12 protein-coding genes are annotated in these 21,272 nt (G+C 76.1%); all 12 read right to left on the bottom strand.

The window, feature by feature from the left end:
• Nucleotides 1–18 precede the first annotated feature (18 nt).
• The 12 genes from ACFVXN_RS03270 to ACFVXN_RS03215 all read right to left on the bottom strand — a co-directional run bounded on the left by ACFVXN_RS03270 (nt 19) and on the right by ACFVXN_RS03215 (nt 21,235).
• Nucleotides 19–810 carry an isoprenyl transferase gene (locus tag ACFVXN_RS03270; protein WP_389227176.1) on the bottom strand — a complete coding sequence of 264 codons (792 nt, stop codon included), beginning with the start codon at nt 808–810 and terminating at the stop codon, nt 19–21.
• Nucleotides 810–1,541, bottom strand: a complete 732-nt coding sequence (gene recO, locus ACFVXN_RS03265; protein WP_389227173.1) for a DNA repair protein RecO — start codon at nt 1,539–1,541, stop codon at nt 810–812. Before recO ends, ACFVXN_RS03270 begins: the two co-directional genes overlap by 1 nt.
• A 192-nt stretch (nt 1,542–1,733) precedes the next feature.
• Nucleotides 1,734–3,509 carry a 2-isopropylmalate synthase gene (gene leuA / locus ACFVXN_RS03260; RefSeq protein ID WP_389227170.1) on the bottom strand — a complete coding sequence of 592 codons (1,776 nt, stop codon included), beginning with the start codon at nt 3,507–3,509 and terminating at the stop codon, nt 1,734–1,736.
• 201 nt (nt 3,510–3,710) lie between these two features.
• On the bottom strand, nt 3,711–5,129 hold the full coding sequence (locus ACFVXN_RS03255) for a PQQ-binding-like beta-propeller repeat protein (RefSeq protein WP_389227167.1): 1,419 nt from the start codon (nt 5,127–5,129) through the stop codon (nt 3,711–3,713).
• A 35-nt stretch (nt 5,130–5,164) separates the two neighbouring features.
• A complete protein-coding gene (locus ACFVXN_RS03250) occupies nt 5,165–6,763 on the bottom strand; it encodes an RDD family protein (RefSeq protein WP_389227164.1) in 1,599 nt (532 codons plus the stop codon).
• Nucleotides 6,760–9,285 carry a transglutaminase family protein gene (locus ACFVXN_RS03245; RefSeq protein WP_389227161.1) on the bottom strand — a complete coding sequence of 842 codons (2,526 nt, stop codon included), beginning with the start codon at nt 9,283–9,285 and terminating at the stop codon, nt 6,760–6,762. The genes ACFVXN_RS03250 and ACFVXN_RS03245 overlap by 4 nt, the downstream gene beginning before the upstream one ends.
• Nucleotides 9,282–10,451 carry a DUF58 domain-containing protein gene (locus tag ACFVXN_RS03240; RefSeq protein WP_389227158.1) on the bottom strand — a complete coding sequence of 390 codons (1,170 nt, stop codon included), beginning with the start codon at nt 10,449–10,451 and terminating at the stop codon, nt 9,282–9,284. The genes ACFVXN_RS03245 and ACFVXN_RS03240 overlap by 4 nt, the downstream gene beginning before the upstream one ends.
• A gap of 37 nt (nt 10,452–10,488) precedes the next feature.
• Nucleotides 10,489–11,442: an AAA family ATPase gene (locus ACFVXN_RS03235; RefSeq protein ID WP_389227155.1), complete on the bottom strand. Its 954-nt coding sequence runs from the start codon at nt 11,440–11,442 to the stop codon at nt 10,489–10,491.
• 85 nt (nt 11,443–11,527) lie between these two features.
• Nucleotides 11,528–17,398, bottom strand: a complete 5,871-nt coding sequence (locus ACFVXN_RS03230) for an Ig-like domain-containing protein (RefSeq protein ID WP_389227152.1) — start codon at nt 17,396–17,398, stop codon at nt 11,528–11,530.
• On the bottom strand, nt 17,395–18,948 hold the full coding sequence (locus ACFVXN_RS03225) for a protein kinase (protein WP_389227149.1): 1,554 nt from the start codon (nt 18,946–18,948) through the stop codon (nt 17,395–17,397). The genes ACFVXN_RS03230 and ACFVXN_RS03225 overlap by 4 nt, the downstream gene beginning before the upstream one ends.
• Entirely contained in the window at nt 18,945–20,408 is a 1,464-nt protein-coding gene (locus ACFVXN_RS03220) for an FHA domain-containing protein (RefSeq protein WP_389227146.1), read from the bottom strand. Before ACFVXN_RS03220 ends, ACFVXN_RS03225 begins: the two co-directional genes overlap by 4 nt.
• Nucleotides 20,405–21,235 carry a PP2C family protein-serine/threonine phosphatase gene (locus tag ACFVXN_RS03215; RefSeq protein WP_389227143.1) on the bottom strand — a complete coding sequence of 277 codons (831 nt, stop codon included), beginning with the start codon at nt 21,233–21,235 and terminating at the stop codon, nt 20,405–20,407. The genes ACFVXN_RS03220 and ACFVXN_RS03215 overlap by 4 nt, the downstream gene beginning before the upstream one ends.
• Nucleotides 21,236–21,272: the final 37 nt, after the last annotated feature.

Raw genomic sequence — 21,272 nt, 5'->3', positions numbered from 1 at the left:
CGGGGGCGAACGGGCAGGTCACGTCCCCGGTCGGTCGGGCGTCGCGGGCCGGTCGACGGCCTTGCCGTACCGGCGGTCGCGGCGGGCGTACGTCTCGACCGCGCGCCACAGGTGCCGGCGGTCGACGTCCGGCCACGGCTCGTCCAGGAACACCAGCTCCGCGTACGCGGCCTGCCAGATCATGAAGTTCGACGTGCGCTGCTCCCCCGAGCTGCGCAGGAACAGGTCCACGTCGGGCAGGTCGGGCTCGTCCAGGTAGCGCTGGACCGTCTTCTCGGACACCTTGTCGGCCTTGAGCCGTCCCGCGGCGACGTCCTGCGCGATGGCCTTGGCCGCGTCGGCGATCTCCGCGCGGCCGCCGTAGTTCACGCACATCGTCAGCGTGCACGTGGTGTTGCCCGCGGTCAGCCGCTCGGCCTCCTCGAGCTCGGTGATCACCGAGCGCCACAGCCGCGGCCGGCGACCCGCCCAGCGCACCCGCACGCCCCAGGAGTTCATCACGTCCCGGCGGCGGCGCAGCACGTCCCGGTTGAAGCCCATCAGGAAGCGCACCTCCTCCGGGGACCGCGACCAGTTCTCGGTCGAGAACGCGTAGGCGGACACGTGCGTCACGCCCACCTCGATCGCCCCGGCGACGACGTCCAGCAGCGACGCCTCCCCCGCGGCGTGCCCGGCCGTGCGCGGCAGACCCCGGGCGTTCGCCCACCGGCCGTTGCCGTCCATGACGATCGCGACGTGCTTCGGGACGAGCTCCTTCGGCAGCACGGGCGGGCGGGCACCGCTGGGGTGCGGGGGCGGCGGAACCGGCATCAGATCCTCTCGACCATCGGCAGCGAGCGCAGCGTGCGCTCCAGGTGGAACTGCGAGTACGCGGACACGAGCCCGTTGCCCTCCTTGCGGTGCCGCTCGGCGGACGCGTCCGCCACCGACCAGTCGCCGACCAGCAGCGCGGCCAGCAGGCCCAGGGTCTCCGGGGCGGGGGCGGTCGCGCCCGGCGGGCGGCAGTGCCCGCAGACGGACCCGCCCTGCGCGACCGCGAACGAGTGGTGCGGGCCCGGGCGCCCGCAGCGCGCGCAGTCGGTGAACGACGGCGCCCACCCCGCGATCGCGAGCGCGCGCAGCAGGTACGAGTCGAGCACCAGCCCGGGTGCGTGCTCCCGCGCGGCCAGCGAGCGCACCGCGCCGACCAGCAGCCAGTACTGCTGGAGGGCCGGCTCGCGCTCCGCCTCGACCAGGCGCTCCGCGGTCTCCAGCATCACGGTCCCCGCCGTGTAGAGCGCGTAGTCCTCGGACACCGCGCGGCCGTACGGCCCGAGGGTCTCGACCTGCGTGACGATGTCGAGGTTCCGGCCCGTGTTCAGCTGCACGTCGATGTGCATGAACGGCTCGAGCCGCGAGCCGAACCGCGACGTGGTCCGCCGGACGCCCTTGCCGACCGCGCGCACCTTGCCGTGGGTGCGGGTCAGGAGGGTGACGATCCGGTCCGCCTCCCCCAGCTTGTGGGTGCGCAGCACGATCGCCTCGTCGCGGTAGAGGCTCACCGGACCATCATCCCCCGCCCCGGGCCCGAGGGCCGCACGTGTTCGCCGTCCGCGTGCCGTCCGGCCGCCGAACCTGCACACGGCGGCACTGCGACGCCCGGCCCCGGGCGCGCTGGTGGGCGCGTCGTACCGGGACCGGGCGCTGGGGCCGGTCAGGGGTGGCGGCCGGCCCCGTCCTGGGGCGGCCGGGCGTCAGCGGCCGGTCGGCTCGCGGTGGTCCGTGGCACGCTCGGCGCGGTTGACCGCCGAGATGATGGCCTTGAGCGACGCGGTGGTGATCGACGGGTCGATGCCGACGCCCCACAGGGTGCGGTCGCCCACGGCCACCTCGACGTACGCGGCGGCGGTCGCGTCGCCGCCCGCGGACAGGGCGTGCTCGGCGTAGTCGAGGACCTGCACCGTGACGCCGACCTGGTCCAGCGCCGCGACGAACGCCGCGATCGGTCCGTTGCCGGACGCCTCGACGGTCCGCTCCACGCCACCGTCGACGAGGTCCACCGTCAGCGTGTCCGGACCGGCCTCGCCGCTGGTGGCGCGGGTGCCGCGCAGGGCGAACCGGCCCCACGGCGCGAGGTCCGACCCGGCGTCGACCGGCAGGTACTCGTCGGTGAAGATCCGCCACAGCGCGTCGGCGGTGACCTCGGAGCCGTGCGCGTCGGTGTACCGCTGCACGACGCCGGAGAACTCGATCTGCAGGCGGCGCGGCAGGTCCAGGTCGCGCTCGGACTTCATCAGGTAGCTGATGCCGCCCTTACCGGACTGGGAGTTGACCCGGATGATCGCCTCGTAGGAGCGGCCGACGTCCTTCGGGTCGATCGGCAGGTACGGGACGGCCCACACGATGTCGTCGACGGTGACGCCCTCGGCCTCCGCGGTGACCGCCATCGCGTCCAGGCCCTTCTTGATCGCGTCCTGGTGCGAGCCCGAGAACGCGGTGAACACCAGGTCGCCGCCGTAGGGGTGGCGCTCCGCGACGGGCATCTGGTTGCACTGCTCGACGGTGCGCCGGATGTGGTCGATGTCGCTGAAGTCGATCTGCGGGTCGACCCCCTGGCTGAACAGGTTCATGCCGAGCGTCACCAGGCAGACGTTGCCGGTGCGCTCGCCGTTGCCGAACAGACAGCCCTCGATGCGGTCGGCGCCGGCCAGGTAGCCCAGCTCGGCGGCCGCGACGGCGGTGCCGCGGTCGTTGTGCGGGTGCAGGGACAGCACGACGTGCTCGCGGTACCGCAGGTTCCGGCTCATCCACTCGATGGAGTCCGCGTACACGTTCGGGGTGGCCATCTCGACCGTCGCCGGCAGGTTGATGATCACCGGCTTGTCGGCGGTCGGCTCGAGGACGTCCAGCACCGCGTTGCTGATCCGCAGGGCGAACTCCAGCTCCGTGCCGGTGTACGACTCGGGGCTGTACTCGTAGTAGACGTCGGTGCCCGGGACGGACTCCTCGTACTTCTTGCACAGGCGCGCGCCCTGCACGGCGATGTCGACGATGCCGTCGGGGTCGCTGCGGAACACGACCTCGCGCTGCAGCACCGACGTGGAGTTGTACAAGTGGACGATGGCCTGCTTCGCGCCGGCGATCGCCTCGTACGTGCGCTCGATCAGGTGCTCACGGGCCTGGGTCAGCACCTGGATGACCACGTCGTCGGGGATGCGCCCCTCGTCGATCAGCTTGCGGACGAAGTCGAAGTCCGTCTGCGAGGCCGACGGGAAGCCGACCTCGATCTCCTTGTAGCCCATCCGCACCAGCAGCTCGAACATCTGCAGCTTGCGGGCGGCGTTCATCGGCTCGATCAGCGCCTGGTTGCCGTCGCGCAGGTCGACCGCGCACCAGCGCGGGGCCGTGGTGATCTGCTTCGTGGGCCACGTGCGGTCCGGCAGGTCGACGGTGATCTGCTCGGCGAACGGGCGGTACTTGTGCACCGGCATGCCGGAGGGCTGCTGGGGGGTGCGGTCGTGGTAGCTCATCGGGGCGGTTCCTTCGTGTCGCTGCGGGTGTCAGCCGGCACACCGAACTCCGCGACGAGGGTCCGGCCTAGAGGGCCTCGTCGCGGCAGCGAAGAAGGAGGCTGCGACGCGTGAGCACCCGAGCACCATACTCCGCACCCACCGGGCGGCCGCAACCGCTCAGCATCCGGACGCGCTGCCTCGGCAGCGACCGGCGGGGGCTCACCCCAGCACCACGAGCTCGTGCCGGGTGCGCAGCACGAGGTGGCCGCCGACCGCGGTCACCGAGCGCACGCCCTCCTCCAGCGGCATCGACCACTCCAGGTGCCCGTCGTCGAGCCGACGGGCCTCGAGCGTCGGGGCGCCGCCGCCGGACCGGCCCGGTGCGAGCACGGTGCGGCCGTCGGTGAGCGGCGCCCACCACATCAGGGCCCGGACCGGCGACTCCCACGTCACCTCCCCCGTCCGCACGTCCGCGACCTGGTAGCCGTCCACGCCGAGCAGCAGCAGGTGACCGCCGGCCCGCAACCGCGCCGCCCGGTAGGTGTCGAGCCGCCAGAGCTCCCGCCCGTCCGCGACCGACCGGCCGACCAGGGCGCCGCCCTCGTCCAGGACCAGCACGTCGCTCGGCTCCCCGTCCGAGGCCGCGAGCACCGGGAACAGCGCGCGCGCCGTGAACAGCTCCCGCCCCTCGGCGTCCCGGACGGTCGCGCCGACCCCGTTGGTCCAGGTGCCGAACACCGAGCCGCCGAGCGACCCGAGCGCGTACGTCGCCGGCGGCGTGCTGGTCAGCTCGGTGCCGTCGTCCACGTCGAGGACCGTCGCCGCCCACCCCTGCACGAGCACGAACTCCTCGGACACCCGCAGCTCGGCGCCCGACACGATCCCCTCGCGCAGCCGCAACGGCGCCGACCCGCGGTACCACCAGAGGCGGTCGCCGGTGAGCCCGTCGTACCGGGCCACCCGGGCGCGGCCGTCGGCGCCGACGCTCAGCACCACCAGGTCGTCGCCCACCCGCTGCACCCCGATCAGCCGGCCGTGCACCCGCCACGTCCCGACGACCTCGCCCGTCGCCGCGAGCACCGCCGACACGCGCGCCCAGCGGTCGTCCGGCGCGGGGAACGCGACCGTCCCCCGACGCCAGGTCTCGCGCGGGTCGAGCGGCGGCTCGACGACGCACAGCAGCAGGTCGCCGACGTCGGCGCCGTCGTGCGGGCAGCCGGTCAGCGGCTGCGTCCCGGACACCGGGCCGAGGTCCTGGGACCACAGCCGCTCGCCGGTGCGCTCGTCGTGCGCCACGACCTCGAACCGCCGGTCCCGCACGGCCACCACCACCAGGGCGCCGGACGCGGCGAGCACGTCGTCCGTCCGCGCGGCGGGCGCCCGCCACCGCGCCCACGGGGGGCCGTCGACCGGCGCCACCATCCCCGCCGGGACCTCGACCGCGGGCTCGACGGCTGTCACGCGACCGACCACCTCGGACACCCCGAGCGCCACGGCGACGGCGACGCCCACCGCGAGCCAGCGGCGGCGGCGACGCCCCGCGGTGTCCGGGTCGGGGTGGGTGCGGCGAGGCGGTCCCGTGCGGGATCCGGGCGCGCTCGACGTCCCAGCGACGTCCACCATCTCGACGTCCTGCATCGTCGCAGCAGACCGCGCGCGGCCCATGCGTCACTCTAGGCGCGGTCCCCCACGGACAGCGAGAGGTCGCCGAACGCGACGAGCGACCCGTCCGAGAGCCGCACCCGCCGGTCCGGCAGGCACACGATCCGCTGCCCGTCCGCGAGCGTCACGAGCGTGCCGTTCGTCGACCCGCGGTCCACGACCCACGGGCCGTGCTCGTCGACCCCGAGCATCAGGTGGTTCTTCGACACCGACCGGCCCGGGTCGGCCACCGGGACGGCGCGCACCCCCGGCATCGGGTCCGGGTTGCGGCCGACGACCAGCGGCACGTCCAGGGCGAGCGCCGTCCCGTCGGGCAGCCGCACCCACCACCCGGCCGCCGGCTCGGGTGTCCGGCCGCCGAGGTCGAGGGTTCCGCGCGACACGCCGTACGACACGCCGGTGCCCGGACCGAAACCCTCGACCTCGAGGGGCGCGGGGGCGGGAGGGGGGGTCGGGCGCACGGCGTGGCGGCCGCCGTCCTGCCACGCGGCCGCGTGGGCGCCCGGCGCGGGGTCGGCCCACGCGGGGGGCTCGACCGCGGGTGCGGGTGCGGGTGCGGGTGCGGCCTCGGGAGCAGGCGCGGGCGCGGGCGCGGCCTCGGGAGCAGGCGCGGGCGCGGGTGCCGGGAACGGCGGGTACGGCGACGGGGCCGGGGCGGGCACCACGGGGATCTGCCGGGTGTCGAGGTCGGGACCGGGACCCGGCGCGCCAAACGGCGGGAGCACGAGTCCGGGGCTGTCGAGCTGGCGACCGGCGGCGAGCGTGGTCCACCGGGTGCGGGCGGGCTCGTCGGGTTCGGCGGGGGCCGGGGCGGGCGCGGGCGCGGGGGCTGCGGGCGGCGTCGCGAGCGTCGCCGAGACGGGCGCGGACCACGGCGCGGGAGCCGGTGCGGGAGCGGGCGTCAGGTCACCGGTCGCGAACCCGGGCGCGCCGGTGCTGGCTGCGCCCGTGCCCGCCGGGCCGGTGCCCGACGTGCCCGCGCCCGCGCCGGCCGACCCAGGCGTGCCGCCGGTGGCCCAGGCGTCCGCGGACCGCCGCGCCGGGTCGTCCCAGGACGCCACGCGCCGCTGCGCCTGGAGCCCGCGGACGTCGACGACGATCGCCTCACCCACGCGGTCGTGCCAGCCGCGGTACCGCCGGGTGCCGTCGAACAGCGGGGACAGCAGCACCACGGCCTGGCCGACGCCGCACGCGAGCGAACCGGCGACGACGACCAGGTAGCGGATCGCGGCGTGGCCCAGGCCGATCGGCCGGCCGGTGCGGACGTGCACGGTGCGCAGCCCGAGCAGGCGCTTGCCGAGCGTCCAGCCGCGGGTGCCGTGGCACCACCACTGGAACCCGCCCCAGGCGAGCAGCAGCACGGTGCCGACGACCAGCAGGACCGCGTTGGGCGTCGCGGTCACGGGGTCGGCGGCGACCCCGAGGGCGGCGGCGTCGGCGGCAGCGGACGCGGACGCGGACGTCAGCACCGGCAGGAACGCGAGCCAGGCCGGCGCGGCGAGCACGCTCGTCACGGCACCGTCCACCAGCCACGCACCCACCCGGCGGCCGAGCGGCGCCGGTGGTGCGCCGTACGCCCCGAGGACGCCGCTGCCGCTGGTGCTGCTCATCGCTGGACTCCCGTGCTCCGTCGTGCTCGTGCGGCGGACCGCCGCGCCGAGCGGCGCAGGGACCGGGTGGTCACGCGACCGCGCCACCGCTCCTTGCGCGTGGTGGCGGCCCGCATCCGGGCCAGGGCCTCGTCGACCTGCGCCCAGTAGGCGCGGGCGTCGGCGGCGGTGGGCTCGGCGGGGCCGAAGACCGTCGCGTCCGCGCGCGCGGCCAGGGCCACGACGGCGGCGCCCGCCTCGAGCCCGGCGGGGGTCGGGCCGGCGACCGGCTTCGGCGCGCGGCGGCGGCGCTTGCGTCGGCCCGCGGGCTCCTCGGGCTCGGGCACGGTGGTGAAGCCGAGCTCGAGCGCGCGGGCGCCCTCGCGTCGGGTCGCCACGGCGTCGACGTCGCGGCGCAGGTCGGTCGCGAGGTCGAGCACCTCCTGCCAACCACCGACGACCCGGCGCACCGGCACGGGGTCCCGCCGCCGGCGCCGGCGGCGACGCGCCTTCAGCGCGGCGATCACGAGGAACGGCGCCAGCAGCAGCAGGAGCACGCCCGAGCCGGCGGCGACGCCCACGGCGACCCGCTGCCACAGGGCCCAGCCCGCGGCGTCGTCGCTGTCCTGGGTCTGCGGCTGCTCGGTGTCGTCCTCCGGGGGCGTGACCGGGTCCGCGGGCGGGGGCGGCGGCTGGGCGACCTGCGGCTCCGGGTCGGCCTGGCTCGTGTCCTCCTCGTCCTGCGGGGTCTGGCTCTCGGGGGGCGTCGGGTCGAACGTGACCCAGCCGTACCCCTCGAACGCGATCTCGACCCACGCGCTGACGTCCGCCCCGGTGACGACGACCGGCGCCGACGGGTCCGCCTCCGGCGCGGCGGGGTCGGTGGCGTCGGGCACCTCGCCGTCCTCGTCGGCACCGGGCACGAAGCCCATGACGACGCGGGCGGGCAGGCCCATCTCGCGGGCCATCAGGGCCATCGCGGACGCGTACTGCTCGGCGTCGCCGACCATGAGCTCGCCGTCGAGCAGCGTCGCGACGCGGCTCGCGCCGTGCCCGGACAGCGACGGGTAGTCGCCCTGGTCCGCGAGGCCGTGCGAGAAGAACCCGCCCTCGTGCAGCGCCTGCTCGATGGCCCGGCCGACCTGCACGGGGGTCTCGGCCTCGCGGGCCGCGTCCGCGGCGGCGGACGCCACGGCGTCCGGGACCGACTGCGGCTCGGGGAGGTCGAGGTCGCGCGCGGCGGCGGTGCCGACCTGCTCGTCGTCGGGCTCGGTGGGGATCACCGCGTCGAGCGTGTAGGTCAGGCCGGTGCCGAGGCCGCCGGTGAGCACCGCCGCGCCCGTCGCGTCGTTGAACCGCAGCCGGGACTGCGCCTCGACGTCGTCGAACCGCACGGACACCGCGTCGCCGACCGTCGGCAGCCACACGCCGCCGAGCTGGTCGACCTGCACCTCGACCTCGACGCGCGTGCCGCCGTCGCCGGACGCCGAGGCGGCATCCGCCTGCAGGGCCGCGTCCTCGCTGACCGTCTCGCCGACCCGGCGGAACTCGCCGGACGCGCGGGACGAGCCGTCGCCGGCCACGTTCCACACCACGCCGTCGAACCGGTCGAACGTCGCCAGCCGGATCCGGGCGCCCTCGGGCAGTCCCTGCACCTGGAACAGGTCGACGGTGTCGTCGTCCTTCACGTACGCGCGGAACGCGGACAGCGGGGACGCGTAGTCGCGGGGGTCGAACGGCGGCACGAGCGCGTCGCGGAGCACGTAGCGGTCGCGCTGGTCCGCGACGACCGCTCCCCCGCCGACCCCGGCGCCCGCGGCGAGCGCCACGAGCAGCACCAGGGCGAGCGGACGGCGCGCGCGGAGCCGGCCGGTGCGCCAGGAGGCCCACACCAGGAGCACGGCGGCGAGCGCGGTGCCGACCGCGACGGGCGCGACCGTGGTGTGCGTGCCGAGCACGACCGCGCCGCCGAGCACCACGGGCGGGACCGCGGCGGCCGCGGCGGCACCCCGGCTCGCGCCGACGGCCAGGCGCACGGCGACGGCCGCACCCACGAGGGCGAGCAGGTACGGCGGGACCAGCAGCCAGCCCGAGCCACCGAGCGGGGGCTGGAGCGTGAGCACGTCCTTCCAGCCGAGCGCGGAGCCGCGGACCACGGCCGCGACGGAGGCGGGCGTCGGCAGCACGCCGCCGAGGGTGCTGTCCGGGGTCGCGAGCGGGCCGCCGACGAGCACGGTGACGGCGACGAGCACCGCGGTGGTCACGGGCGCCGACCAGCGCGCCCAGGCGGTGAGCACGCCGACGGCCGCACCGACGGCCACGCCACCGACGACGGGGACGAGCAGCACGGAGCCGCCGTAGACAGGCAGCAGCGGGGTCAGGGCCACGAGCACCGCGAGCGACAGCACCGCGACGTCGACGACGGCGGCGAGACCGCGGGGCACTCCGCGGGTCGGCCGGGGCGGCCGGGGCGCGGCGGACGGGCGGGGCTCGGCGTCGGGGGTGGCGACGGGCGGCTCGGAGGTGGTGGCGGGCGCGGTCATGCGGCGGCCGCCAGTCGCAGGGCGCGGGGCAGGTCGTCCAGCGAGCCGAGCCGCACCAGGCTGAGGGTGCGCTGCGTGCGGACCTCGACCTCGGCGCCGGGCCGGCAGCTGATCACCAGGGTGCGGGTGCCCTCGGGCACGTGCCGCGCGGCCGCGCGCAGGTCGGCGTCCGCGACGACGGAGCCGGTGACCAGGAACGCGAGGGTCACGTCGGGCGACTCGCGGGCGACACGGCGCCCGAGCAGCGACGACGCGGTGCCGTCCGGCCCGACCGCGATGCCCGAGCAGTCGTCGAGGAACGGCCGGCGCGCGGTGGTCCGCACCCGGCCCTTCCCGGCGAGCACCGCCAGCGGGTGCTCCTCGGCCAGCACGCGCACGCCGACGGACGCGACGACGCTCACCGCGAGCTCCAGCTCCGCGTCGTCGTCGCCGCGCCGGTAGTCGCGCGGGTCGGTGGCCAGCGCGATCGCCGTCTGGGTGCGCCGGGTGTCCTCGTACTGCTTGACGGTGAGCTCCCCCCGCCGGGCGGTCGAGCGCCAGTGGATCGACCGGCGGTCGTCGCCGATCACGTAGTCGCGCAGCGCGTGGAACGCCAGGTCCATGTCGGACAGGTCGCGGGTCGCACCGCCCTCGAGGTCGCGCAGGAGTCCCGCGTCGGCACCGGTGAGCATGACCACGCGGGGGTGCACGTACAGCTCCTCCGAGCCGGTGGTCACCGCGTGCCGGACCGCGAGCCCCAACGGGTCGCCGCGCACCGCGCGCACCGGGCCGACCGTCACGACCGCGCGCCGGTCGGTGGGCACGGCGAACAGCTCCTCGTGCTCCTCCCCCGGCGACAGCGCGGGGACCTCGAGCTCCGCGCGGCCCGCGCCGACCTGCAGCTCCAGGCGCACGGCCCGGGCGCGGCGGCTGCCGGGCGCGGTCACCACGACGCCGCCGAACGCCCGCTCGCCCACCCGCACGCGGCGGTCGGCGAGGTCGAGCCGGACGTCGTGCGGCAACCGGCCCCAGGTCATGACGACGGCGACGACCACCGCGGCCACGCCGACCGCGCCCGCCGTGGCGAGCTCGAGCCAGCCGAGCAGGTAGCCCGCCGCCAGGATCGCGGCGCCGAGGAGCAGCGCGCCCCAGCCGACGCCGGACAGCCGGGTGTGCGACCGCCTCACGGCCGCCCCCCGGACCTCGTCCACGAGTCCCGCACGGTCACGCCCGCGCCACCGGCGGCGGGGTCGCGGACAGGACGCGCTCGACGACCTGGATCGTCGTCGCGCCGAGGAAGTCCGCCTCCGGGTCCAGGACCAGGCGGTGGGCCAGCACCGGGACCGCGAGGTCCTTGATGTCGTCCGGGATCACGAACGCCCGCCCCTGCGCGGCGGCGTGCACGCGGGCGCAGCGGACCAGCGCCAGGCCGCCGCGGACGCTCGCGCCCAGGGCGGTCTGCGGGTCCTCACGGGTGCCCTCGATGAGGCGCGCCACGTAGTCGAGCACCGCGCCGTCGACGTGCACGGTCTGCGCCAGCTCGGCCATCTCGACGACGCCCGCCGTCGTCACGACCGGGTCCAGGGTGCGGGTCCGGTCGCGATTGCCCGACAGGATCTCGACCGTCGCCGTCCGGTCGGGGTAGCCGAGCGAGGTGCGGACCAGGAACCGGTCGAGCTGCGCCTCCGGCAGCCGGTAGGTGCCCGCCTGCTCGATGGGGTTCTGCGTCGCGATCACCACGAACGGCCGGCCCACGGGGTGGGTGTCGCGGTCGACCGTGACGTGCCCCTCCTCCATCACCTCGAGCAGCGCGGACTGCGTCTTCGGCGAGGCGCGGTTGATCTCGTCGGCGAGCAGCACCGAGGTGAACACCGGGCCCGGGTGGAACTGGAACGTCCGGTTGCCCTGGTCCCAGATCGTCACGCCGGTCACGTCGGACGGCAGCAGGTCCGGCGTGAACTGGATGCGCTGGTGCGTGCCCTGGACCGACGCCGCGATGGCCTTCGCCAGCGACGTCTTGCCGGTGCCCGGCGCGTCCTCCAGCAGCACGTGCCCCTCGGCGACCATCGCCGTCAGCACCAGGCGGACCGGCTTGTCGGCGCCCAGGACGGCACGGGACACGTTGGTGACCAGCGAGGTGAACGTCTCGGAGAACCAGGCGGACTGCTCGGGGGTCATCGGGGGGTGTGCTCCTGTCGGGTGGGGCGGTGGTGCGGGGCGGGTGGCGCGGCGGGGCTCGGTCGTCTGATCGGCAGGTCGGGCGTCACGGCGAGGTTCCGCCGGGGGGCTGTCCGCCGCCGTCGTCCGGCGGGTCGGGCGTCACCGGCGGGTCCGGGTAGTCCACCCCGACCTGACCGCTCGTCGCCGACGCGCTGCCCGCGCCGGAACGCGCCGTGACGCGGACCGTGATGGAGCTCCCGTCGGACGGTCGCCAGTCGAAGGGTCCGGTCCCAAGGGTGATCGACCACGGCGACGTCTGGCTCGACGCCGACGCCCGCAGCCGGTTGTTCTCGAACACCTCGACGTCGTAGGCGAGCGTCGCGCCGCCGGACTGGTCGGGGGCCGCCCAGGATGCGTGGATCGTGGTCGGGCGCGTCGCGTCGTAGTCGATCCAAGCCGACACCCCGGTGGGCGCCGTCGGACCGGTCACGGGCGTCACCGCCTGCGAACGACCGCTCCACGCGCTGCAGCCGGCCTCGTTGCAGGCGATGACCTCGAACCAGACCTCGACCCCACCCGTCAGTCCGCTCCACTCGAACGAGGTCGATCGTCCTGCGGACCGCTCCTCGCCCCCGTTGAGCCGGACGCGGTACTCGCTGACGGGCGAGCCGTTGCCGGAGACGGGATTCCACCCGAGGTAGGCGACACCGCGGTTGGGCTCACCCGAGCCGGAGGCCGACGCGCGGTTGAACGAGGGGGTGTCCGGAACCCCGAACGACATGGCGCGTGCCGTGCCCTCGGGCGACCACCCCGCCTTGTTCTGCGCGCGGACCGCGAACTCGTACTCGACGCCGTTGCGGGCGGTGGAAAGGCTCCAGCCGGTCGCACCGCTCTGGATCGGTGCCACCTGCCACGACCCTCCAGCCTCGCGGTACCGGAGCTCGTAGCCCTGAACGGGTGCGCCGTTCGTGGCGTTAGGAGCCCACTGGACGTTGATCTGCCCGCCGGTGAGCACGTTGGACTCACGGTTCGCGCTGATCGACGGCGCGCCCGGGACCCCCGCAGGCGTCTCCGTCGCGGACCCGCCGCTCCACGGGCTCGGCTCCGGCGCGCGGTTGTGCGCGCGGACCTGCACCGAGTACGCCGTGCCGTTGACCAGCCCGCGGAACGTGTACGACGTCCCCGTGGTCGTCACCGAGGGGTTCCCGCCCGGCGGGGCCGGGGAGAGCATCAGCGTGTACGACGTCACGGGCGAGCCCGAGGTCGCGGGCGGGTTCCACGCGGCCGTCAGCGTGCCGTCGCCGAACGCGGTCCACACCGGGGCGTCCGGCGTGGACGGCACGGCGTCGGGGCGCGCCACGGCGGACGCCGGGCTCGGGTCGGACCAGCCGACGGCGTTCTCGGCGGCCACGGTGAACGTGTACTCGACGTTGTTGGTCAGGCCGGTGATCGTGCAGGTGGTGCTCGGGCACGCGGTCGTGGGGCCGCCCGCGCTGGCGACCACGCGGTAGCCCTTGATCGGCTCGCCGCGGCCGTCGGGCGCGGTCCAGCTGAGCACGACCGTGCCGTCGCGGACCTCCCCCACCCGGGGCGCCTGCGGTGCGACGGGCTTGCCGCGGACGCGCAGCGTGATGGACGCCGCCACCTCGCGGGCGCTGTCGTCGGTGGCGTCGCGGACCCGGACGCGCACGACCATCTGACCGACGAGGTCGTCGGTCGGGCGGACCACGACACGCTCGCCGGACGCGCTGGCGGTGCCGGTGCCGGGGGTCTCGACGCTGACGCCCACGATCCGCAGCGGCTGGTCCGGGAACGGGTTGTACGCGCCGGCGAGGATGTCGACGACGCGCTCCTCGCCCTGGACGCCGTCGTTGACGGCCACGCTGTTCACGACGGCGACGCGCCGGGTGCTGGCCACGGTCCGCAGCTCGACCTGGACCTCCATCGTCCCGGCGCGCCCGTACCCGAGGGTCAGCGGCAGCGTGCCGCGGGTGCCCTTGGGGGTGCTGACGTCGGACGCCACGGTGAGGTTGCTCCCCGACAGCGAGGCGGTGAACCCGGCGGGCACGTCGCCGTTGATCTTGTACGTGTAGGTGTCCGCGCCCGAGGCGCCCTCGACGCCCTGGGTGAACGCCAGCAGGTCGACCGTGGTCGGTGCCTCGCCCGGGCCGACCGACAGGCTCGCGGGGACGAACGTCGGCGGGTAGTCGTCGAGCGTGTACACGGTGATCGGGAGCGTGATGACGGACGTCCGCGCGGTGGTGTCGCCCGCGCCGGTCGCGTCGGTGACCGGGACGGTGATCGACGCGGGCCCGACGTAGCCGGCGGCCGGGGTGAACCGGACCGTCGTGCTGTCCGCGACCAGCGGGGAGCCGTCGGACCGGGTCGCGGTGACCGCGGTGGGGTCGGCGACCTGGGCGGTGCGGCCGGGGGCCACCTGGATCTGCTCGCCGAGCGGGATGGTCAGCGTCTCGCCGCCCGCGACCCGGAGCTCCGGGGCACGGGGGCGCGCGGTCGGCGGGAAGAACCCGAGCGCGGGCACGGAGATGAACGCGTACGAGCGGACGCCGTCGGCGGTGGTGTTGGTCAGCAGGTACGGGATGGTCTGCGCGGTCTCCGCGAGGGTCACGGTGACCGTGCCGTCCTCGGCGACCGTGGCGACGTCGGCGGCGCTGCGCGGCACCGACACGGCGAGGTCGCCCAGCGGCCCGCTGGGGTTCTGCGCGACGGCGAGCACGTCGACGTCCACGCTGGTGCGGCCCACGGTGTCGACGGGCGGCACGACGACGTCGCGGGCGATCGGCGCCAGCACGGGCGCGTCCGGGTCGACGGTCACGGTCAGGACGGCGCCGGCGCGGGCGCCCCGGGCGTTCGCCGCGGTGTAGCCGATCGTGAACGTGCCGGCCTGCTCGCCGACCACGAGGACGCGGCTGCCGACGACGGACGCCGTGATCCCGGGGTCGGCCTCGAGGTCGCCCTGCAGCGACAGGTCCCCGCCGGAGACGTCGGTGTCGTTCTCCAGGACGCGGACCTCGACGGTCTGCCCGGGCCTGACGGTGATCGTGTCGTCCCGGGCGACCACGCGGTTGCTGTCCCCGGGGCGCGCGGCGATGCCGACCCGGATCGTGGCGACGGCGCGCTGGCCGGTCCAGTCCTCGACGGCGTAGGTGAACGTGTCGGTGCCGGCCTCGCCGGGCAGCGCCTCGTACTCGAGGTAGTCGGCGCCGACCGTGGTCACCCGGCCCTTGGTGCCGGCGGACGCGACGCCGAGCAGCGTGATGCCGTCGCCGTCCGCGTCGATGCCCGCCAGCGGCACCGGGATCCGCACGGTCTCCCCCGCGAACACCCGGGCGACCAGCGCCCGCGGGCGCGGCGGTGCCTTGGTGGTCGGGTCGGAGTCGTGCACCCGGACGGTCAGGGTCGCGGCGGTCTCGTTGCCGGTCGCGTCGCGGACCACGAAGGTCGCGTGCACCGTCATCGCCGACGCGGGCGCCTGGTACCGGAGCACGTCGCCGGCGACGAACAGCAGGCCCTGGCCGTCGGCGAGCGGCTCGGCGAACTCGGTCTTGAGCGTGATCTCGTCGCCGTCGGGGTCGTAGGCGTCCTCGAGCACGGGCACGGTCACGACGCCGCCGGTCCGCACGTCCGCGGTGGCGTTCGGCACGACGGGCGGCTGCGAGGTGGACGACGCCGGGACGGGTGACACCAGGATCTGCCCGGTCGCCGAGGCGACGCCGTTGGACACGACGTACTGGAGCGTCACGGGCTCGGTGAGCGCGCCCACCGCGGAGATCGTCACGATCTCGCGCTGCCGGACCGCGACGCGCAGGCCGTCCGGGGCGTCGACGGACTGGAGCACCAGGACCCCGCCGCCCGGGTCGGTGTCGTTGTCGAGCGGGTTGACCGTGGTCTGGCCGCCGGCGGGCAGCCAGGCGCGGTCGAGCACGGCGACCGGCGGCTCGGGCACCTCGGGCCGCTCGCGCACGTCGACGCGCGCCACGCCCGTGGCCTGCTGCGGGGCGGCCGTGACCGTGAAGGTGACGTAGTAGGTGCCGGCCTGCGCGGCGCGGAACGTGAACGTCCCCGCGTCGAGGTCCGGCGTGATCGTGGTCCCCGCGGCGTCCTCGACGCCCGCGAGGCGCGGGCGCTCGGCACCGGCGGACCGCACCGCCGACAGCGGGCGGACGAGCACGTCCTGGTCGGTGTAGGTGAAGGCGTGCACCGGGTCGATCTGCAGGGGCCGCGACCCGGGCGCGCGCACGTCCACGTCCACCGTGCCCTCGGCTGCGTTGACGCCGTCGGACACCACGACGTGCACGACCGTCCGGCCGAGGGTGCCGCCGTCGGCGACGTAGGTCAGCGTGCCGTCCTGGCGGAACCGGGCCGTGCCCGACTCGGCGGTCGCGGACACCAGCGTCAGCGGGTCGCCGTCCGGGTCCGAGAAGTCCGCGAGCACCGGGTAGGTCGTGGTCTGGTTCTGCTCGACGCGGATCTCCCCGGTGCGGACCTGCACCGGCGGCTCGTCCTGGCCGGGCGCGCGGACCGTCAGCGTGACCTGCGCGGTCGAGGGCGCGGTGGTGCCGCGGCCGTCGCTGATCGAGTACGAGAACGTCGTCGACCCGGTGGCGTCGGCCGGCACGGAGACCTGCAGCGCCCGGCCGCCGTACACCTGCTGGAGCGCGCCGAACTCGGGTGCCAGGGGGTCGACGTCGCTGATGACGAGGATGCCGCAGTCGGACGACGTGTCGTTGTCGATGACCGGCAGGATCGCGGTGCGCCCGGCGCGCACGCCGAACTCGTCGTCGACGGCGTTCGGGGCGGCGCTCGTGGGCGAGCACTCCGGCACGAGCTCCTGCGTGGTGCGCTCGCCCTCGGACTGCTCGGTCTCGTCGTCCGGCTCCTCCTCGGGCACGACGTCGGTCCACTCGGGCTCGCGCAGCTCGGTGTCCTCGAGCGGCAGCCACAGCCGGCCGTCCGTGGTCTCGTTCAGGGCGACGACCTGGCGGTTGACGCGGAACACCAGGGCGTCGGCGCTGGTCACGCCGTCGAGGTCCAGCAGCTCGGGCGCGGCGTCGTCGCACAGCCGCAGGTAGTTCTGCGTGGCGGTCGGCCAGGCGGCGTGCGCGCACCGACCCACCCGCACGGGGGCGGCCGGGGTGCCCCCGCCGCCGGCCTCGTGCTCCGCGGCGACGTCGCCGGAGGACAGCGCGACCTCGACGAGGCCGGTGCTGCCCGCGACCAGCACGGTCGAGGCGGCCGGTCCGGCCTGCTGGAGCACGGGCTGCGCCATGCCGATGTCGCTCGACCCGCCGGGGGTCCGGACCGTCTCGCCGTCCAGCCCCACCGGGACGTCGCCGACGGCGGTCACGTGGTCGACCGCGCCGCCGAGCGACGACGCGGGCTCGGACGCGGTGGGTGCGCCCGTGGTCGGGGTGAGGCGGGTGACCTCGCCGGACGTGGCCTCGACGGCGAGCGCGTCGCCCCCCGCGGTCGCGACGACCAGGCCGCCCGCGCCGACGTCCGCGTCCGGCTCGTCGGCCGCGACCTGGAGCAGCGGCAGGTCGGCGAAGGTCCTCACCCACGCCTGACCCTCGGGGTCCATCACCGCGACGGTCCCGCCGGCCATCGACACCTGCGCGCCTGCCGGCACGGCGACCTGCGCCGCGGCGGTGACGCCCGCCGGGTCGACGACCGACACCGTCCCCGGCTCGACGATGAGGACGTTGCCGGCCTCCTGGAGCACGTCGAACTCGCCGCCCGTCGCGGTCAGCCCGGCGTTGAGCTCCTCGACCTGCGCGTTGTAGCGGCCGACCTGGAGGGTGCTGGTCGACGTCAGCCAGACCGCGCCGTCGTTCAGGTCGACCTGCGCGAGCGGGAAGCCCGGGTTCACCAGGGCGAGCGTCGCCACCACGGCGGGCACGCTGACCACCGCCACGGTGGAGACGGTCTTCTTCCGGTTCCAGGCGAACCTCACGCGGCGCACCCCTCGGTCGGCGTCGCGGACGCCCGGCGGTCGGCGCGCACGATCGACACCTCGATGCAGACCTCACCCGGGTCGGCGGGCAGGGTCACGGTCTGGTCCTCGACGATCTGCAGCTGGGGCTCCCCGGTGGTGGTCAGCCGACCCCACAGGTAGGTGTCGCCCTCCTGCTCGTCCGGGTTGGTCCAGGTGAACACGATCGTGCCGTCCGCCGCGCGCGAGCCGAACAGGTTGGTCGGGCTCGGGACCGTCGCCGCGACCGTGTCCTGCGGGCCCGGGAAGTCGGTCTCGGCGTCGGGGCCGGGGCTCGCGTCGGGGCGGTTCGCGAGCAGCACGACGGCGACCACCGCGGCCGCGATCGCCAGGACCGAGCCGACGGCGGCCAGCACCTGGCCGCTGCGGGACCGGCGCGGGGCTCCCGGGCCGACCTCGTGCACCAGGGCCGGCGGGGCGACGACGGGGCCGTCCGCGGGCACGTCGGCGCGCACCGTGACGACGGGCCGCATCCGGGTCGCCTCGGCGCCCGCGCCGATGTCCAGTGGCGGCCCGACGGGGACGGTCGTGCGGACCAGGGGCCCGGTGGTGGGGGCGCCCGGCGCGATCTCGACCACCGGCCGCGCCCGGGTCGCGTCCTGCTCGACGGACGCGGCGGCGTAGTCGGTGCCCGACCGCGCCGCGACGTCCTCGACGTCCAGCGGGGTCAGCGGGAGACCGAGGTCCGCCTCGACGGCCCGCAGGTCGTGCGCCAGCTCGACGGCGCTGCCGTGCCGCTGCTGGATGTCGCGGGCCATCGCGCGGGACAGCACGGTCCGCAGGCGCTCGGGCACGTCGTCGCGGGTGAACGGCACCGGGGCGCCGCGCTCGATCCGCCCGACCAGGTCGGCGGCCTCGTTCCCGCCACCGGGCCGCTCGAACGGCGACCGTCCGGCGAGCGCGGAGAACAGCGTCGCCGCCAGGGAGTACACGTCGGAGCGCGCGTCGCCGAACGGCTCGGCCGCCAGCAGCTCCGGCGCGGCCCACGGGATCGACATGCCGACGGCGGGTCCGCCCGCGTCGACGGTCGCCGCGATGCCGAAGTCGCTCAGCACCGGCCGGCCGAAGTCGTTGGTCAGCACGTTCCCGGGCTTGATGTCCCGGTGCAGGATGCCCGCGCGGTGCGCCGTCTCGACCGCCGACGCGAGCCGCACGCCGAGCTGCAGCACCTCGGCGACGTCGAACCGCTCACTGCGGTACCGCTGCCCCAGGCTCGGCCGCGAGCAGTACTCCATCACCAGGTAGGGGCGGCCGTCGTCCGCGACGCCCGCCTGGTAGACCGTCACGATCGACGGGTGGTGGGACAGGCGTGCCGTCAGGTCGGCCTCGCGCTCGAACGCCGCACGGGTGTCCGCGTCCACGCCCCCGAGCAGCACCTTGACCGCCACCGACCGGCGCGGCAGCTCCTGCTCGTACAGGAACACGTCCGCCGAGCCCCCCGAACCCAGCAGCTGCTGCACCGCGTAGCCCGGCAGGTGCGGCGGCCGCGAGGCCTCACGTCGTCGACTCACGCACCCGGCTCCACGGTGAACGTCACGCCGTCGCCGAGGTCGACGAGGTCCCCCTCCCCGACCGCGACGGGCTCGCCGGCGGCGATGCGGCGCGGCGGCAGCCCGCCGCTGGCGACGGTGATGCCGTTGGTGGAGTACAGGTCGGTGACCAGCACACGGCCCAGCTCGAGACGGACCTCGGCGTGGGTGCGCGAGATGTCCTGCTCGGGGCTCGGGACCGTCACGAGGCGCGGCTCGGCGCCGTCGGGCGCGCGACCGGCCTGCGGGGCGCGACCGATCAGCACCACGGCGTCGACCGGGACGAGGGCACCCGTGGACAGCGCGAGGCGCGGTGCCGGGGCGTGCGTCGTCGGGGCGGCGGCGGCGCCCGAGACCGGGACCGCGCCCGAGACCGGCGACGAGGAGGCGAACGCGCCCGGGCCGGGGGCCGGCGTCGGGATCCCCGCGCCCGAGGGCCAGTCGCCCGTCTGCGAGACCGCCCACGAGGGCAGGTTCTGGCGGATCGACGCGAGCTCGCCGCTGAGGATCGTCAGGCCGTCGTGGTCGTCCGCGGAGGCCGGGCCCGGCAGCGCGGGGACCGGCGCGGCCGGGGGGACGAACGGCTCCGGCTCCGGGGCCGCCTCGACGGCGGGGGCCGGTGCGGGCTCGACGACGCGCTGGGGCTCGGGGGCCGGCTCGGGCTCGACGAGGGCCTCGGGGTCGACGAGGGCCTCGGGGTCGACGACGGCCTCGGGCGCGGGCTGCGGCGCGGGCGCGGCCTCGGCGGCCGGCTCGGCCGCTGCGGTCGGCTCGACCACCGCAGCCGGCTCCGCGGCGACCTCGACCTCGGCCACCTGCTCCTCGGACGCGGGCGCGGCGGTGGACTCCGACGGCGCGGGTGCAGCGGCCTCCGACGGCGCGGGTGCAGCCGGCTCCGCCGGCGCGGGCGCGACAGGCTCCGCCGACGCGACCGCCACGGGCGTCGGGGACGCGGGCAGCACCACGGGCGTGTCCGACGCGGCCGCCGGCGCGGGCGCCGCGTCGGCGCCGGTGAGCCGGACGCGCACGCGCGAGGCGCGCACGACGCCGCCGACGAGGGGCAGCGCGGAGCCGCGGGCGGCGCCGGGGGTCCGGACCGTCACCTCGTCGGCGGAGCCGACGGAGCGCTCGGACCAGGACACGACGGTCGGCGCGGTGAGCACCTCGGCGCGGGTGCCGCGCACGACCTCGACCTCGACGTCGCCGCGCAGCGCGGTGTGCACGGCGCCGGTGCTGAGGTCGACCGCCGCGAACGGGTGCAGCCCGCCGATGCCGTGCCGGACGAGCGCGTCCAGCTGGCCGCTGAGGCCACCGCCCTGCTCGGGTGCGGCGGCCCACACGTCGCGGACCACCTCCGGCGGCGTCGACGGGGCGAGCAGCAGCACGACGCCGCCTGCCACGACGGCGTACCAGTCTCCGGGCGTGTACTCGGGCACGATCACCGAGGGTCCTCCTGATGGCTGCGGGGTCGCGGGATGGTGGCCCCGTCGACCGTCTCGTCCCATGTCCTATCGGCAGGCTCGGTGCCGAACGCGAGCCATCCGGGTGAAGAACCCTCGATCTCGGACGTGGCGTCCACCACCACGGCCGTCGCGTTGTCGCGCCCGCCGGCCTCGACCGCGCGCCGCACGAGCTCGGCCGCCGCGGCGCCGCTGCCGGCCGTGCGCGCCAGGACGTCGGCGACGTCGGCGGGGGTGAGCTCGCCGGTGATGCCGTCGGAGCAGATCAGCAGCCGGTCACCGGGCTGCGCGGGCAGCATCCAGTAGTCGGGCTCGGGGTCGGCCCCGGTGCCGAGCGCGCGCGTGAGGACGTGCCGCTCGGGGTGCTGCTCCGCGGCGTCGCGGCTCAGCGTGCCGGAGTCCACGAGCTCCTGCACGACCGAGTGGTCGACGGTGACCTGGGCGAGCCGGCCGTCCTGCCACCGGTACACCCGGGAGTCGCCGACGTTGAACACGAGCCAGTGGGCGGTGCCGTCGTGCTCGCCGAGCGCGACGCCCGCGACGGTGGTGCCGCCCTCCCGACGCTCGAACGCGCCACGGATGCGCTGCGCGGCGCTCCGGAAGCAGGCGTGCAGGTCGGACGGGTCGACGACCGTCAGCCCGGCGAGGCGCGCGAACTCCTCGACCGCCAGGCGGCTCGCCACGTCCCCGGCCTCGTGGCCGCCCATGCCGTCCGCGACCAGGAACACCGGCGGGTGGGCCAGCAGCGCGTCCTCGTTGAGCGAGCGCACCCGCCCCCGGTCGGTCGCCGAACCCCACGTCGTGCGCACCTGTGCTCCCCTCGGTCAGTACTCCGGCACCCATGGT

Source organism: Cellulomonas sp. NPDC058312, assembly GCF_042880135.1.
GTDB lineage: Bacteria > Actinomycetota > Actinomycetes > Actinomycetales > Cellulomonadaceae > Cellulomonas.
This window is presented reverse-complemented; position numbering and strand designations above follow the sequence as displayed.

Bases quoted from the DNA above. Each gene is read 5' to 3' on its own strand.
- ACFVXN_RS03235 (WP_389227155.1), bottom strand. From the start codon at position 11,442: ATGACCCCCGAGCAGTCCGCCTGGTTCTCCGAGACGTTCACCTCGCTG.
- ACFVXN_RS03270 (WP_389227176.1), bottom strand. From the start codon at position 810: ATGCCGGTTCCGCCGCCCCCGCACCCCAGCGGTGCCCGCCCGCCCGTG.
- ACFVXN_RS03245 (WP_389227161.1), bottom strand. From the start codon at position 9,285: ATGACCGCGCCCGCCACCACCTCCGAGCCGCCCGTCGCCACCCCCGAC.
- ACFVXN_RS03250 (WP_389227164.1), bottom strand. From the start codon at position 6,763: ATGAGCAGCACCAGCGGCAGCGGCGTCCTCGGGGCGTACGGCGCACCA.
- ACFVXN_RS03255 (WP_389227167.1), bottom strand. From the start codon at position 5,129: ATGCAGGACGTCGAGATGGTGGACGTCGCTGGGACGTCGAGCGCGCCC.
- leuA (WP_389227170.1), bottom strand. From the start codon at position 3,509: ATGAGCTACCACGACCGCACCCCCCAGCAGCCCTCCGGCATGCCGGTG.